This is a genomic window from Natronospirillum sp. (genome assembly GCF_022565775.1).
GTDB lineage: Bacteria > Pseudomonadota > Gammaproteobacteria > Pseudomonadales > Natronospirillaceae > Natronospirillum.
Genome location: NZ_JAIUMC010000035.1, coordinates 14,720 through 30,174 on the forward strand (window position 1 = coordinate 14,720; position 15,455 = coordinate 30,174).

Annotated in this window: 14 protein-coding genes; 5 read left to right on the forward strand and 9 right to left on the reverse strand. The window is 56.2% G+C overall.

Annotated elements, in window-relative coordinates:
- Positions 1–10: 10 nt before the first annotated feature.
- The 6 genes from LAT62_RS08595 to LAT62_RS08620 form a co-directional block, all read right to left on the reverse strand.
- Positions 11–1,135, reverse strand: coding sequence for a DNA methyltransferase (locus tag LAT62_RS08595; protein ID WP_293382011.1), 1,125 nt, complete (start codon positions 1,133–1,135; stop codon positions 11–13).
- A 106-nt stretch (positions 1,136–1,241) separates the two neighbouring features.
- Positions 1,242–2,336, reverse strand: coding sequence for a hypothetical protein (locus LAT62_RS08600; RefSeq protein WP_293382014.1), 1,095 nt, complete (start codon positions 2,334–2,336; stop codon positions 1,242–1,244).
- Positions 2,333–3,403, reverse strand: coding sequence for a TniQ family protein (locus tag LAT62_RS08605; RefSeq protein ID WP_293382017.1), 1,071 nt, complete (start codon positions 3,401–3,403; stop codon positions 2,333–2,335). Before LAT62_RS08605 ends, LAT62_RS08600 begins: the two co-directional genes overlap by 4 nt.
- Complete coding sequence (locus tag LAT62_RS08610) at positions 3,400–4,293, reverse strand: TniB family NTP-binding protein (RefSeq protein WP_293382020.1); 894 nt, start codon at positions 4,291–4,293, stop codon at positions 3,400–3,402. Before LAT62_RS08610 ends, LAT62_RS08605 begins: the two co-directional genes overlap by 4 nt.
- On the reverse strand, positions 4,287–6,212 hold the full coding sequence (locus LAT62_RS08615; protein ID WP_293382023.1) for a Mu transposase C-terminal domain-containing protein: 1,926 nt from the start codon (positions 6,210–6,212) through the stop codon (positions 4,287–4,289). Before LAT62_RS08615 ends, LAT62_RS08610 begins: the two co-directional genes overlap by 7 nt.
- Positions 6,197–6,784, reverse strand: a complete 588-nt coding sequence (locus tag LAT62_RS08620; RefSeq protein WP_293382026.1) for a TnsA endonuclease N-terminal domain-containing protein — start codon at positions 6,782–6,784, stop codon at positions 6,197–6,199. The genes LAT62_RS08615 and LAT62_RS08620 overlap by 16 nt, the downstream gene beginning before the upstream one ends.
- Positions 6,785–6,994: 210 nt before the next feature.
- Between LAT62_RS08620 and LAT62_RS08625 the strand changes: the two genes are divergently transcribed.
- The gene (locus LAT62_RS08625; protein ID WP_293382029.1) at positions 6,995–7,657 is read left to right on the forward strand and encodes an ATP-binding protein; all 663 of its coding nucleotides are present in this window, start codon (positions 6,995–6,997) and stop codon (positions 7,655–7,657) included.
- A gap of 20 nt (positions 7,658–7,677) precedes the next feature.
- Here LAT62_RS08625 and LAT62_RS08630 read toward each other — a convergent pair whose 3' ends face one another.
- Positions 7,678–9,342 (reverse strand): bifunctional diguanylate cyclase/phosphodiesterase, encoded by a 1,665-nt coding sequence (locus LAT62_RS08630; RefSeq protein WP_293382032.1) that lies wholly within the window; start codon positions 9,340–9,342, stop codon positions 7,678–7,680.
- A 265-nt stretch (positions 9,343–9,607) separates the two neighbouring features.
- Here LAT62_RS08630 and rep point away from each other — a divergent pair, with 265 nt between their 5' ends.
- On the forward strand, positions 9,608–11,629 hold the full coding sequence (rep, locus tag LAT62_RS08635; RefSeq protein ID WP_293382035.1) for a DNA helicase Rep: 2,022 nt from the start codon (positions 9,608–9,610) through the stop codon (positions 11,627–11,629).
- A 48-nt stretch (positions 11,630–11,677) separates the two neighbouring features.
- Here the strand turns inward: rep and LAT62_RS08640 are convergent, their stop codons facing one another.
- The gene (locus tag LAT62_RS08640) at positions 11,678–12,403 is read right to left on the reverse strand and encodes a hypothetical protein (protein WP_293382038.1); all 726 of its coding nucleotides are present in this window, start codon (positions 12,401–12,403) and stop codon (positions 11,678–11,680) included.
- 140 nt (positions 12,404–12,543) lie between these two features.
- Positions 12,544–12,978, reverse strand: coding sequence for a hypothetical protein (locus LAT62_RS08645; protein ID WP_293382041.1), 435 nt, complete (start codon positions 12,976–12,978; stop codon positions 12,544–12,546).
- Positions 12,979–13,164: 186 nt separating this feature from the next.
- On the opposite strand from LAT62_RS08645, the gene hslR reads away from it, so the two are divergent.
- The 3 genes from hslR to LAT62_RS08660 all read left to right on the forward strand — a co-directional run.
- Positions 13,165–13,572 (forward strand): ribosome-associated heat shock protein Hsp15, encoded by a 408-nt coding sequence (hslR, locus tag LAT62_RS08650; RefSeq protein ID WP_293382044.1) that lies wholly within the window; start codon positions 13,165–13,167, stop codon positions 13,570–13,572.
- A gap of 42 nt (positions 13,573–13,614) precedes the next feature.
- A complete protein-coding gene (hslO, locus tag LAT62_RS08655) occupies positions 13,615–14,484 on the forward strand; it encodes an Hsp33 family molecular chaperone HslO (protein WP_293382047.1) in 870 nt (289 codons plus the stop codon).
- Positions 14,485–14,510: 26 nt separating this feature from the next.
- Positions 14,511–15,455, forward strand: a 945-nt coding sequence (locus tag LAT62_RS08660; RefSeq protein WP_293382050.1) for a Tex-like N-terminal domain-containing protein, incomplete at its 3' end; no start/stop codon positions are given.

The window sequence follows — 15,455 nt, forward strand, 5'->3', positions numbered from 1 at the left end:
GCGTGTGGGTCTAGATTCGCTCCACGTGAAAATCAAACTCAATGGCGGCAGCAGAATTAGTTTTCATTTGAACTGCTTGCCGCTTTCCATCGTGAGCTGACTTTGCAGCACGAGTCGAAACTAGACGCCAATCAATGCCAGATTCTTCTAAGGACTTCTTGAAGATTTTCTTGGCGTCAACCGAAGCTGAAGGAATAATTCCAAAGCGAACGTACATATGCAGAGACTCTGAAGAATCTGAACTGATTGCAATGTTTCGCCAAACTTTGCCAAGTGAGACTGAGAAGGCGTCCTGCCCACCATGGTCGAGCTGTACGCCGTTTGAATAGTCAGTGCTGTCTGGGCCACCGAGAAACCAATTCCTTAGCCACTGATCCTGCACATACGTCTTCATTCCATAGTAAGGAGGCGATGTGATCACGATCGACGGAGATGTACGGAGAGAACGAAACACCTCCGCCGACTGGGCATCACCGTGTAAGACTTGGGAAATTGAGCACGAGGATGCCTGATCTAGCCCCACCAATCTCCCAATTTTCCGGCGGAGCACTTGTAAGACATCAATCCGAGGCGCCTTTAAGCTTCTTTCTTTCCAAAACCGGACTGCGTAATCAGGTTTCGATGCGTATGTTCTAGGCATCTGGTTTGAAAAGTATCCAACATTTTCTATGTTTTTCGGCAGAGGGCCGTGCAAGCAACCAAGAATTGCTGCGCGCAAAACAGCAGATGCGTTAGTTTCTGTTTCTATATTTAACAGACCGTGCCTCAAGGCACACAGATCCCGAAGCGTATCTCGATGATAAGCAGCCTTGAAAAATTCGGTACTAGGAATGGGTGCATCATCTGATTCACATATGAGCCTCTCAGCAAGATGGAGAGGCTCATTGAGATCACAACTTGCTAGTTTAGCTCTTGCAATTGCAACAGCAACTGGAGAAGTATCTATCCCCCATGATTCCAATCCCAGATTTCTCGCTGCAAAAAGGGTAGTGCCTCGCCCACAAAATGGGTCAAGTACGACAGGCCTATCCTTCATATGTTTCTTGATAACCTGAAGAGGAAACTCAAGCGGAAACATCGTGAAATATGGGCAGATAGCATTCAACGCATTTTCTTTACTATATGCTAAGGCCATGCCTTCTCTCTACTCCTAAGATTAATTTAATCTGCCCGTTATTTCTGAAAAAACATCATTACTAAGTAACCGAAAACTTGGCAGTATCCATCTCTAATCCTCAACTTTAGAACTCATGCTCTTCCTTCAGTAAAATAACGTTCTTGAACGCTACCTTCACATGATACTCAGCCCCAACCGCCGACAACGTATCACTTGGTAGTTTCCCCGGGAATAACCTATCATCACCAAGATCGAGCTGTGCCACCTCACGGATAAGCCGATCAACGACCTCAGCACAGCTGTACCAATCCTTTTGGATCCTGACCTCGCAAGGCTGAATCTTCAGATTGATATCCTCCCTCTTCAGCCTCAGGCAATACTCCAGCGGCAACCCTAGCGTTTCCGAAATCGTCGCCGCGCCCAGCGCTCTCTTTCTAGCCACCGATTTCGTCGCATCGAACTCCCGGATGAACGTATCAACACGTCCTATCACCCGCTCGCTGTAGTTTGATTGATACTTCCTAGTACGCTTCGGTACAGCAGCTTTCGGCGCGTATCCAGATTCACGCAGGAAAGTAACAAACCGGAACAAGCTCGCTCTGTGGCCAGGGTGCCTACGCAGGAAGTTGGTCACGGCCTTTTCGTTGACTTCGGGTATCGGCGTTTTCGTACTCTGCAAAAAGGTCTGACCAGCTTTGAGATAAACCCTCAGCGTCTTGCTTTGAATGCCTCTACCTGACTGACAGTAGTCAATGAAGGCATTTAGAATTTGTCGATTCTCGTCCCTGCTAGCATCCAGTATGTCCTGGACCCGCCGCTGCTCTGCCCATTCATTGCGCTGGCGATCCGTAATATCGACAATCTTGGTATAGGCCAGAAACCGGGATACATAACCATGCTTTCGCAACCATTCCGGCCCGCCTATCGACAGCACAGACTCTGTGGTCATGTCCTGCGCGGACGAGAACCGCTCATCGAACTCGGCGAACGCATCGCCGCTTGGAAACATCCATTTCCAAGCGTTGTATGGACTGAAGTTGCGCAGTAGCCAGACCTCGAAGGCGCGCCACAATTCCTGCGTCCAATGTTGCTCCAGTCGCGCCAATTGCAGCTTGGCGGAGTGTTGTGCCCGTGGCACCCAGTAACAGGCTGCACACAGTCGATTACCCTTATTAGGCGTTGTTTTTCCGCACTTCGGGCATTGCCCTGTCTCTTTCATGGCTGATGCATCCCACGCAACATGATATCAATGCAACGCGCTCGCGCTTCGGCTCGTGCCCTACGACTGACACTCGTGTGCTTACGCTGAATTTTCTTTAACGGGTCGGCCATCTCCGCCTTATAATTGGCACGCGATTTTGGGGAACACTGCTTCGTATCAAGTTCTGGATACACATACTGTTCGAGCCAGAAACTTTGGCCGACATGGTGATTTCGCAGACATTCGCGAGTGACTCCATGCTCGATGAGATCATCCACAATCCGATCCAGACCTGTTTGTAGTACAGCCTCCGTTGCTGCAATGAGCACATGACGTTCAGCCACGCGCATGCACTCCCAGCGCCCTCGCGCGCCTGCCATGGGCACCATCCCAATCCTGTTGCACCATGTTCTGTGCAGATGGCGACCCTGCGACTGCCCCAGTTGCAACGTCATCAGAGTGCGAAGTGATCCGGGGTCGGGAGCATCCTCCATAAATGAAGGCGAGAATCGCCGTGAGAAAGCCGAGCACAGATCATAGTGCCTCCCGCTCTCATCCGACGTGGCTATGTCATGACCACAGTTGAAACAAACACTATGGTGATATGGGTCCATGTAGAACAGTGTTAGCGGCTCATCGCATATTGCGCAGGCATCACTCAACGAACACTGATGTTTCTCGCAGAAGCTATTCCAAGCCAGCCTCCAAGACAGCTTTACCACGCTGTTCTCAAGATAGCACTCCGGACAGAATTGCTGCCCATGACGGCGTCGACGACGGTGATAAACCCCAACAGGCATAATCCAGTGCACGATGTTGTATTCGCGTACCTCATCCAGCACGTCACCGTAACGCCCAGCGAGAGTCATACTTTCAATGGTGGCATGAGTTTGCCCAAGGCGGCAGGCAATCTCCCGAATTGTCATCTCGGAAAGCCAGCGATCCGCATCCCGCGTCCAAATCTCAACGCCAGGCAATGAAAGCGCGGTGTAAGACTGGGGCGGAAGGCCATGCAGCTTACTCTGCCGGTACAACCATGACGACAGAGTCTCATCTTCCTGTGGCGGCCGAACAAGATGCATCATACCTTTTTCATTAACTTGCCGAAGTCGTGATGAGTAAATACATCGATCGATCTCACGATATCCGGCGTTATCATTTCTCCGGCCGACTCAATCGCCTTAATTGCGGCCTGAATCACCACAGCCTTAGTACCGCCGATTGTTTGCATCGAACGACTATAGATTTCATTGGCCAGCTCCGGGCTGGCTAAGTTGGATGGATTATGAAGAGGCAACTGTTTTTCGAACTTGAATAATAAATGCTGATAGTTCTGGTTGGCTTCCCAGCGTTCTAGGACATACGGCGTCAAACGAGTTGCCAGTTGATCATCCGCCCGCAGTGCACCGAGCAGCGCCTGTGTGCCTACAAGCACCAAGGACAGGCTCAGAGAAGAACTGAGATTCTTCAATGCCGCCAACACATTCTCCTGCTGCCGAAGCGGAGCAGAAGCTAGGTGGTGGAATTCGTCGATAATCAAGACTCGTACGCCCATTTCGCGCAGCACCCTCTCCGCTTGGTTCTGCAAGGCTCTTGCGCTAGCCGCTGGCCTGTGGGTGACCATGAGCTGCGTCAACAGGCTCGTCCAAAATTTCGGCTCATCTGATGATGCGGGCATATACGTGAGGACAATTGGCGTACGGATTCCGTTCTCGGTGTTCTGAGACGGATGCTTACTGATGAATCGTCTGACAAGAGTGGTCTTGCCGTTGTTGGGTCGGCCGACAATGGCCATGCTAGGCATACGGCTTGAAGTTGGATGCGAGATCAGATCGTTTAGGCCCTGAGCGATTCTCGTGGCGGCAGGGTAACCAATCCAATGATCTTGCTTGATATAGGAAATACGTGCGATATCATCGTGATCCAACATCCTCAAAGCATCGTCTTCAAGCTTTTGCTCCACAGCCGCTACCATTCCTCTGCTCCTTCGAATGCCTCAATGTCCACGTCAACAAAACCGTTGACGGGTGACAACGGTGTGGCTTGTTCCTGACGGGGCGATTCTGGCTTTACCGACCTCATAGCGTTGTGTTTGCGTCTTTCGGCTGATTTGCGTTTCGCCTTGGCTACCTTAGTCTTTTTCTTAGCATCTTCGACAAGCTGGTAGTTGTCTTCAGCGTGTCGAGCGATGGAAAAGGCATCGTGAGGCTGGTTTCGGTTCTTCAGTTCGCGTTCATGAGCTTTGAATTCGGAAAGGCTGATCGCCGGCATATCTCGCACAGCACAGGGAATAACGTGATAGCCCTCCAAAACCGGATCCCACATCCAAATGCGGGTAATGTCTCGCGGGTCGATGCGAAACAGGCTTTTCCGTTCTTCTTCGGACTTTCTTTCTCGGGCCAACCTCTCCGAACCACACACCTCATTATGCTGGTACGGAATGTTCTTGTAAGTGATGCCCGATCGCGTGATCGTGCGATAGAAGAACGGCAGGAAGTCGATGCGCACTCGATTGGGATCGCTATAGACAGAGGGCATGCCAATACCTGGCTGGCCCGGAGCGCCCAGAATGCCGCGCTCCCATTCCTGATAAGGCGTCGCGCCTTTCAATCCTTTGTGTGGTGTCTTGTGATACTTCTCACAGATGTGGCGAACGACAAACTGCTCCAGCTCGTACAAAGTCATGGCTGCCTGACCTTCTGAATCGTAATCACCCCGCTCCTTGGGACTAGCGAAGGTCGCTCCCGGCAACTCGCGCACCCACAGCGAGAAGGTGCTCATGAGCCGCTCGATGTGGCCGCCAAAGTTGGTGCCGCCCAGTGGCCGCCACTCAATGAAGAACGGATAATCTTCGACTGAGCGCGTCAGAAAGTTTGATTTGAAGTCGGCACCATTGTCCGCCCCGATTTTTCGTGGCGCACCGTACATTGGCCACTCGACCGAAAGCTCAAGAGAGGCCAAATATTCATGTTTGGTCAGCAGCATGCTGGAGATTGCGCTGCCAACGGACACGAAGCTCGGACTGTCCAGTGACAGGTATATGCCAAGAACGCAACGCGTCTTCACATCGATGGCCAGCGTGATCCATGGTCGGCCCAGCGGCATGCGATCTTGCTCATCCACAACAATAGTGTTGACCTGCGTGTGATCGATCTGGATGAAATCAAGAGGGCGCTCGGCACCAGGGATGCCCGTCTGTACCTGATCAATCTCCTGCTTTGACTCGCTGTGACTGTGGCGGGCGCGCTTGGTTAACTTCGGCTCCAGGTCATTGATGCGTTTGCGTACCGCTCCTACGCTGGGCGGCTCAATGCCCAAGGTGCGGCAACGCGTTTCGATGAAGTTGGCCACTTGGATCACCGACTTCTTTTGGGCCGTCAGGTAATGCAATCGAATACCCTCCGCTATGACCGCTTCGACTTTGTCATCGAGAAGGCGTGTGCCTTTGCGCCTGCCGCGCTTGCCCGGAAGAAGGCTCGCCTTGCTCTGAGTCGCCTCAAATCGCTTGATCATGTTGTAGATCATAGCCACCGAAAAACCGGAGGTTTCCGACACCGCCTTAACGTCATCAAGTGTGCGGGATTGAGCTGACAGCAAAGGGAAAATGATCTCAAAACGCCGGTTAATCTCAGCCCATTCCTTGTCACCGTAATCTGCATAGTCACGCGAAGACGAAGCAGGCACGGTTGCTGTCGTAGAGTCGCTGACAATCAGTGGCTTGAGCTGATAAATCGGAGCGCTAATCAACTGCCCGGAGTCCCCGTCATTAACCATGACGCGCTCAAGGCTGATGGTTTCCACCACAGTGACCGTCCGGCCTTGATAATTAAGCAAGGTGCCCGGCTTCAATACGACGGTAGCAGGCACCCCCTCGCGTTTCAGGAAGGAATCCATATCGGACTCCTGTTGTCGATGGGGGAGTGTATATCAAAAGCCACAATGCGCTTGGCGAGCATTGCCCAGAGGTAAGGCAGCGCCTTGGCTTTCTCTTCGAATGTGGAGCAGCACGCCGTGATCAATACCTCAGGCGTTGCGCGCCCACGAGCGCTCAGCTCCTCAAACAAACGCTTGGGATAGTCAGGAAACTGATCTTCCAGCGAAACCGCGTGATAACGCGCCAGAAAATTGGCATTAGACACCAGAGCTGGGATCAGGGAGAGTTCAGTACGCACCTCAAAGCGCCAGCCCCGCATGCTAGATGCGTATTCCCTCGCTGCGTAGAAGCCGTCCCGCAACTGGTCAATTTTCTGGATTAGTTCTTTCCGAGGCTTCAACTCCAGCAGCAGACAGGGGGGCATTCCGGAGCCAAGACTAAATTCGACCAACGCGTCCGGTGTGTAAATGCGCCGTTTGCCCCAAGAGTCAGTGTACTCCAGCTCAATCGGATTCCAAGTAATGCGCCGGAAGCCTGGATGTATGGAAATCTGTGTGAAGTAATCCCGCTCCAGGCCTGACTCATAAGCCACTTTTCCAGCGGGCGTATGGAGGTATCCGGACGAGCTTCGGTAACAACCAGGGAGCCTCCTGTTGCTCGTTCTAGCAATTACATGAAAATTGTAAGTCGTTCTATTCATTACATGCAGACTCTATTCCAATCTATTCGCACAATCGTACGAATTTATACGGCATTGTAACCATTATATTCTAGTTAATAGGTGTTTTCTACAGGTGGCTCGGTGCCGCGGCCGGGGGAGATCACGCTGGCGCACCATGGCGTGCTGTTTCTGGATGAGCTGACTGAATTCCAGCGGTCTACTCTGGATGTGCTGCGTGAGCCCATGGAGGCCGGTGAAATTCATATTGCCCGGGCGGCCCGGCAAAGCCGCTTTCCGGCCCGCTTTCAACTGATCGCCGCGATGAACCCGACGCCTGGGGGCTACGGTGCGGATGATGCACGTAGCCAGCGTTATTCACCCGATCAGTTGCGGCGCTACCTGAGCCGACTCAGTGGGCCGTTTCTGGACCGCCTTGACCTGTATGTGGAAGTGCCTGCCGTGCCACCGGAAGTGCTGCAGGCCCGATCGCCGGGCGAACCGACCGAAACGGTGCAGGCGCGCGTGCAGGCGGCCTGGGCGCGCCAGATAGCCCGTCAGGGGTGTCGCAATCATGAGTTGAACAGCAGCAGGCTGGCAGACATGGGTGTGATGGCAAAGGAAGAGCGCGACCAGTTGATCGGCCTGTCCAGAAAACTGAAATTGAGTGCCCGCGCTCAGCACCGGATTGAGCGGGTAGCGCTGACGCTGGTAGACCTGGAGCAGGCAGACCGCATTGGCAAGGCCCACCTGATGGAGGCCATCAATCTGCGTCAACTGGATCGTCTGGGGCTGGGTTCCGCCTGACCGGCACGGCGCCGGTTCCGTCAGGCTTGCTGATCGTTGAAATGGCGCAGCGTATGGTCGATCAGTTGCAGGGTTTCCCAGAGTGGCCGCGGGTGACTGAACAGGAAGCCCTGAACCTGGTCACAGCCGTTGCTGACCAGAAACTCCAGTTGCGCCGGATTCTCCACCCCTTCAGCGACGACCTTCAGGTTCAGGTCATGGGCCAGGTTGATGATCGAGCGCACGATGGAGTCCGCTTCGCGATCCAGGGTCACCCGCTGGGTAAAGCTGCGATCGATCTTGAGCAGGCTGATCGGAAACTGGCGGATATGGGTCAGCGAGGAGTAACCGGTCCCGAAGTCGTCGAGCGACAGGGTGGCACCCAGTTCATGGACGGCCTGTAGCGCTTCGAGCGCGCGCCTGGGGTCGGTCAGCACGGTGGTTTCGGTCAGTTCGAACTCCAGCAGGGTGGCATCGGTGCCAGAGCGCTTGAGCAGCCTTGGCATGACATGGCAGAACTGCTCGTCCTGGAGTTGGCGAAACGACAGGTTGCTGGCCACGGTCACATCATCCAGACCGTGACTCTGGATAACCTGCAGGTCACTGCAGACCTGATCGATAATCCAGTAGCCCAGCGGCACGATCAGGCCCGAATGTTCAGCCACCTGAATGAACTCTCCGGGGCTGAGTGTTCCCCGTTCCGGGTGATGCCAGCGGATCAGGGCTTCCATGCCCAGCAGACGATGGGTATGGATACAGACCCGTGGCTGATAGTAGAGCTCGAATTCGTTGCGTCGCAGGCCCTGGCGCAGCTCCTGTTCCAGATTGCCCCTGGCGGTATTCGCCTGTCCCTGTTCATGGCGGAACACGGTGCATTGCTGTTTCTTGGCCTGGTGCATGGCGGTATGGGCCTTGCGCATCAGATCCTCGGCACTGCCCAGGGTCTGCGGATAACAGACGACGCCGATATCGACACTCAGCCCCAGATGGTGCTGTTCTACTTCTATGGGTTCCTCGAACAGGCTCAGAATGCGCCTTACCAGGCGTTCCGCGGCCTCTCGATTGGCGAGGTTTTCGAGCAGGATGAGGAATTCATCGCCCCCCAGGCGAGCGATTTTGGCCAGCGGCCCCAGCGCGCGCCGCAGACGTTCGGCCACATGAGTCAGCACCAGATCGGCGAAACTGAAACCGAATTGCGCGTTGAGATCATTGAATTGGCGGATATCCAGTGCCAGCAAGGCCACCAGGCGTCCATTGCTGGCCACATTGAACAGCGCCTGATCGGTGACCTCGAGAAAGCCCCGGTTGCTGTACAGGCCGGTCAGGCTGTCGAAGCGACTGAGCTGCTGCAGGGAGCGCTGTGCATAAAGGGCGCGACCGATGGTGCGTCTGAGGCGCAGTGGTGCCAGCTCGTCCTGGTAGAGGACTTCACGCATGCCCTGGGCGCGGTAGGCCTCGACATCACTTCCAATCTGCGATTCGGAAAACGCGATCCAGGCCTTGCGCGTGCCAAATTCGTTGAGGTAGTGCGCGGTGCGCGCCGAAGGCTGAAAAATCACGACCTGTGCCTGGGCCATGGCATCCTCGTCCTGAGCAATGCAATGAACCGGGAAGCCGGCACTGGACAGGGCTCGGGAAAGAAGTGCTATGGTGTCTTCGTTATCCAGACACAAACAGACTGGCACTGTTTCCGGGCGTGTTAACATCCTGCTCTCACTTGTGGGAGCCTCTTCCTTAATAGGGAAACCGCAACTGACTCTGATACGTGTTTCCGTAACTGCCTGGGCAGATCGTTGCACTGGATAATGCCTGCTTCGTCCATGAAGCGTCAACTTTCTGCCGGCATTTATGTAAACGTTTCCATGCGACGGCTGTAAAGTCGACCAGGACAATTCATCAATCAGGGCGGTGATCGGGTACACTAGGGTAGGCCTAAGGGTTGACCCATGGGCAGTTTTCTCGGGGGGCGTTTTGACCAGACTCAATGATTATCAGGCAAAGGCGGTACATGACATCGACGGCCCCATGCTGGTGCTGGCCGGTGCCGGTAGCGGCAAGACCAGTGTCATCACGAGCAAGATTGCCTGGCTGATTCAGGACTGTGAGTACCAGGCCCGTCATATCGTTGCGCTGACCTTTACCAACAAGGCGGCGCGGGAAATGAAATCCCGGGTGGCGCAGTTGGTCAAGGGCAAGCAGGCCCGCGGCCTGACCGTGTCCACCTTTCACAACCTGGGCCTCAATCTGCTGCGACGTGAAGCCTCGGCTGCCGGACTGAAACCCAACTTCACTTTGTTCGATCAGACCGACTCGCTGGCCCTGATCAAGGATATCCTGAGCCGGGACTATACGACTGAAACGGAGCAGGCCGGCTATCTTCAGAATACGATTTCGAACTGGAAAAATGACCTGCGCTCGCCTGTTCAGGCACGCAGCCGTGCAGCGAGCAAGGACGAAGAATTGGCGGCCGAGGTCTATGAACAGTACGCACGATTGTTAGCCGCTTATAATGCGGTCGATTTTGACGACCTGATTCGCCTGCCCACCGAACTGTTGCAGAAGGACCCGGCCGTCAGAGCGCGTTGGCAGGCCAGGGTACGCTATCTGCTGGTCGACGAATACCAGGACACCAACACCAGCCAGTATGAGCTGGTAAAGCTGTTGGTCGGCGACCTGCCGAAATTTACGGTGGTCGGGGATGATGATCAGTCCATTTATTCGTGGCGGGGTGCCCGTCCTGAAAACCTGGCTCAATTGCAGGAAGACTTCCCCAACCTCAAGGTCGTCAAGCTTGAGCAGAACTACCGCTCTACCGGCCGTATTCTGAAGGCGGCCAACCAACTTATCGATCACAACCCGCATGTGTTCGTGAAGCGCCTGTGGAGTGATATGGGGTTTGGCGAGCCGATCCGTGTGGTAAGAACCGCCAGCGAGGAGGCGGAAATCGAGCGGGTGGTCAATGAAATCATTACTACCCGGCTGCAGAACAGGTTGGAATACCGCGACTATGCGGTGCTGTATCGGGGCAATCACCAGTCACGGCTGCTGGAGATCAAGCTGCAGGAGGCACGAATTCCCTACCGACTGTCAGGCGGCACTTCTTTCTTCGCCCGCGCGGAGATCAAGGATCTGATGGCTTATCTGCGCCTGCTGGTCAATCCGGATGATGATGCTGCCTTTCTGCGCATCATCAATACCCCGCGGCGGGAAATCGGTGCGGCGACGCTGGAAAAACTCGGCCTCTACTGCGGCGGGCGGCATATCAGTCTCTATCGGGGTGCCGGGGAGCGCGGGCTGGATGATGTCCTGACCGGTCGCGGCCTGATGCGGCTGCACAGCTTTGTAGCCTGGCTGGATGACAAGCGCCAGAAGCTCAGCCAGGCCGATGCACCGGTGGATGTGATTCGGGAATTGCTGTTCGATATCGACTACGAAAGCTGGCTGCGCCAGGAAAGCGGTAACGCGCGCGCCGCCGAAAAGCGCATGGCCAATGTCTGGCAATTGGTCGATAGCCTGGAAGGCATGCTGGAGCGCGGGGACGAGCAGGACGACTCTGAGGTGGCCATAGAAGATGCCATCACCCGCCTTGTTTTGCGCGACATGCTGGAGCGACAGGAAGAGGAAGAGGACACCAATGCGGTGCAACTGATGACACTGCATGCGGCCAAGGGGCTGGAGTTTCCGCGAGTGTTCATGATCGGTCTGGAAGAAGAGCTGCTGCCGCATCGCAACAGCATCGAGTCGGACGACATCGAAGAAGAGCGGCGCCTGATGTACGTCGGCATCACCCGCGCCCAGCGCGCACTCACATTGACTTATGCCGCCCGCAGGCGCCGTTTTGGCGAGACAGTCGATTGTGTGCCAAGTCGCTTCCTGGAAGAGCTGCCGCAGGAAGACCTGGTCTGGGAAGGACTGGAAGCCCCCTCCGAAGAGCAGACCCAGCAATCCCGGCGCTCTGCGCTGGACTCACTGTATGCCATGCTCGACGAGTGAAGGGACTGCCCGTCCTGCACTGCAGCACCAGGTTGAGGGCGCTGGGCGTCATACCTGCAGCAGGTTCAGCGCCTGTTGCCGCTGATCATCGTCAATGGCATTGGAGGTACGCGGCAGTTCTGTCGCCTGCTCCTGAACCCGTGACAGCACGGCATCCGCCTCTGAAGGGTTGGTGATCTGTTGTGCCGGCAATGTTCGGAACTGTTCTGCCTGCAATTGATCAAAATCGGACTGCAACGCTATCTCGGCATCGTTCAGTGAATCCTGAATGTCGCCCAGACGACTGATACCCGCACCGAGTTCTTCGGCGGAGGGCAGCGGGTCGGCTTCACCGACGAGATCCTGCTCCTGCAGTGCGCTGGCCAATCCGGCAGCGGGCGTATCCGGCGCCCCGTCCTGCAGACTGGGTGCTTGCGCTACCAGCTCGGTTCGCTCTGCCTGCAGGTCAGCCTGCGCCGCTTCCAGATCAGGGCGAGCGTCTGGCCCGGCGGCTTGCGCGGCGGTTGCCAGCTCACGCTGTTCTACCAATGAATTTTGCACCTGATTGACAGCTTCACGGGCTTCCTGGTTGGCAGAAACCCGGTCGAGTAGAGCCTGTCGTCCGGTATCTGCAGAAGACAGTTCAAGCGCCACATCAGGCCCGGCATTTCCGGCCACGGCTGGCGATGTCACATTGCTCGGGTTGCCCGGTGCATTTACCGTGTCGTCACGACGCACCCCCGGGGTAGGGGTAATACCCAGCCCGGCAGACGCCAATGCAGATTCTACAGCCATTTCGGCACCCTTTGTCATTCGAGAGTGTGAACACATTATAGCCAATGTGAGCCGCCACCCTGTTACCGTTTGTACACCCTTTACTTGGTCAGGCCGTGCGGAGCAGGCCTTGTCACAGGATATTGACACCCGCTTCTGCGTCAGACGGGCAGGAGAACCAGTTGGGTCAGCACCAGGCTTGCCATCTGCAGCCAGCGCAGGCGCAAATACCATGGCTGAATGTAGCGTGCGATTCGCCCCCAGCTTTCCTGCCAGAAGAGCAGGGCTGCTGCTGCCAGTGTGGCGAATAGCGCTGCAGGTGGCAGTAACAGAACCACAATGCCCAGGACAAACGTGATCAGTGCCGTAGACAGGCTGGAGGGCCAGCTGTGGCCCTCACTCAGATCTTCCTGCCACTGGCCCATGGCCCAGTGGTAACTGCCCAAGTGAATGATCAGTGCTCCGCACAGCACCTGATAGAAGTGCGCAATCGAACCGTCATGCGACGCTTCGGTCAGCAGCAGGGCGCCCGCCGATAGCCAGAGCGCGGCATGCAGCAGCAGGTGAATCATCAGCGTCAGCCGAATCAGGCGCATGAGTATCCCGTGGTTTAGTGGCTGTGCCCCGAAAGCACGCGTGAATGGAGTTGACCCTGATTACGAAAGCTCTGCCTCAGCGGTTCAATGGCCGGCCAATTTTTGTCAGTGAATCTGGAGTCGCCGTACCTGACCAGCAGGGCAGAAATGTCTTGTGATTCAATAGGACCACCCTACAATATCGCCATGAAGTTGACGACCGACGAGTGGACTGTCCGCCTCGACAAATGGCTCTGGGCGGCGCGCTTTTTCAAGACTCGCAGCCTTGCCAAGACAGCGATTGAAGGAGGCAAGGTGCATTACAATGGCACCCGTGCCAAACCCAGCCGTCCGGTAGAAGTGGGCGCTGTGCTGCGCCTGCGCAAGGGCTTTGATGACCTGACGGTAGAGGTGCTGGCACTCAGCGACCGCCGGGGCCCGGCGCCGGAAGCCCGCAAGCTCTATCAGGAGACGGAAGACAGCCAGGCGCACCGGGAGCGCACTGCCGAGTTGCGTCGCCAATCTCGCCTGACCCAGGTGGCGCCTGACCACAAGCCCTCGAAAAAAGAGCGCCGCGACCTGCAGCGACTCAAGAAGCAATCCCCCGAACCCTGAGGTTTCCCCTGACTGAAAGCCGACCTGCAAAGAGAGAACACGATGAGTGATGCCGATCAATGTCAGCGCTTCCTGTTTGACCAACTGGCCATTCGCGGAGAGCTGACAGGCCTGCAGAAGAGTTATCGTGATGTGCTGTCACAGCATCCCTATCCGGTGCCGGTAGCGCGGCTGCTCGGTGAGTTCATGGCCGCCGTCAGTTTGCTCAGTGACACGCTGAAATTTCGCGGGCTGCTCAGCCTGCAGGCGCGCGGCAATGGCCAGATCAGAACCCTCATGGCCGAATGCGAACACCATGAACGCCTGCGCGCCATTGCGCGTTACAACGATGACTATATCGATGGTGGCCCGCAGTTGGGCGAGGGCCAACTGGCCATCACCATCGAGCCGGATCAGGGCAAGCGCTACCAGGGCATCGTCAGTCTTGATGACCACTCACTGGCAGCAGCGCTGGAGGACTATTTCCGCCAGTCGGAACAGATACGGACCCGGATCTGGCTGGCGGCCGATGGAGAGCGGGCGGCGGGCATGCTGATTCAGGCCATGCCTGAAAGTGCGCATGAAAGCAGCCTGATCCATGACAGTGACGCCTGGGACAGGGTGATTGCCCTGGCCGATACCCTGACCGATGAAGAGCTCCTGACCCTGCCCAATGAGCGCCTGCTGACCCGGCTCTTTCATGAAGAAACGGTACGCACCTGGCCCCCGCAGCGGCGCTACTTCGAGTGTACCTGCTCGCATGAACGCAGCGCCCGGGCGCTGCAATCGATCGGGTACAGCGAGGCGCGACAACTGGCTGTCGAGCAGGGGAGTATTCAGGTCGACTGCCAGTTCTGTCGGGCCAGCTATCACTACACGGTAGAAGATGTCGAAGCGCTGTTTGCCGGCGACGACAATACTTCACTCAACTGACCCTGAAGCGACCGGGACACCCTGACATGCAACGTATTCACCAACAACTGGCCACCGAACTGGCCGTGCAACCGCAACAGGTCAATGCTACCGTCACGCTGCTGGACAGTGGCGCCACGGTGCCGTTTATCGCCCGCTATCGAAAGGAAGTGACCGGCGGGCTGGACGATACCCAATTGCGCAATCTCGAAGAGCGCCTGCGCTACCTGCGCGAACTGGAAGAGCGACGCGACACCATACAGCGCAGCATCGAAGAGCAGGGCAAGCTGACGGCTGAGCTGGCGCAGCAGCTGACGGCGGCAGCCACCAAAACCGAATTGGAAGACCTCTATCTGCCCTATAAGCCCAAGCGGCGCACCAAAGGGCAGATTGCCATCGAGGCGGGCCTGGAGCCGCTGGCCGAAACACTCTTGGCCCATCCCGAAACGGAGCCGCAGGTCGCAGCGGCAGACTATGTCAATGCCGAGCTGGGAATAGACGACAGTCGGGCAGCTCTGGATGGCGCCAAATACATTCTGATGGAGCGCTTTGCCGAACAGGCCGACCTGGTGGGTCTGTTGCGCCAGTTCCTGCAGCAAAAGGGTGTCGTGCAGGCCACTGTGGTGGCCGGCAAAGAGCAGGAAGGGCAGAAATTCTCCGACTACTTCGATCATCGTGAACCCTGGCGCACCATGCCTTCACACCGGGCCCTGGCTGTATTCCGCGGGCGCAATGAAGGCGTGTTGCAGCTCAGCCTGATCCCCGATCCGAACCAGTATGATGCCGATCACGGGCAGGCCCTGGTGGCCGAACACCTGCAGTTGCCGGTGCAGGGCCAGGCGGCCAGCAACTGGCTCAATGAAGTGACGCGCTGGACCTGGCGGGTCAAGCTGCAGCCCCATCTGGAGACCGACCTGTTCAACACATTGCGCGAGCGTGCGGAAGTCGACGCCATTCAGGTGTTCAGTCGCAACCTCAAGGATCTCTTGCTG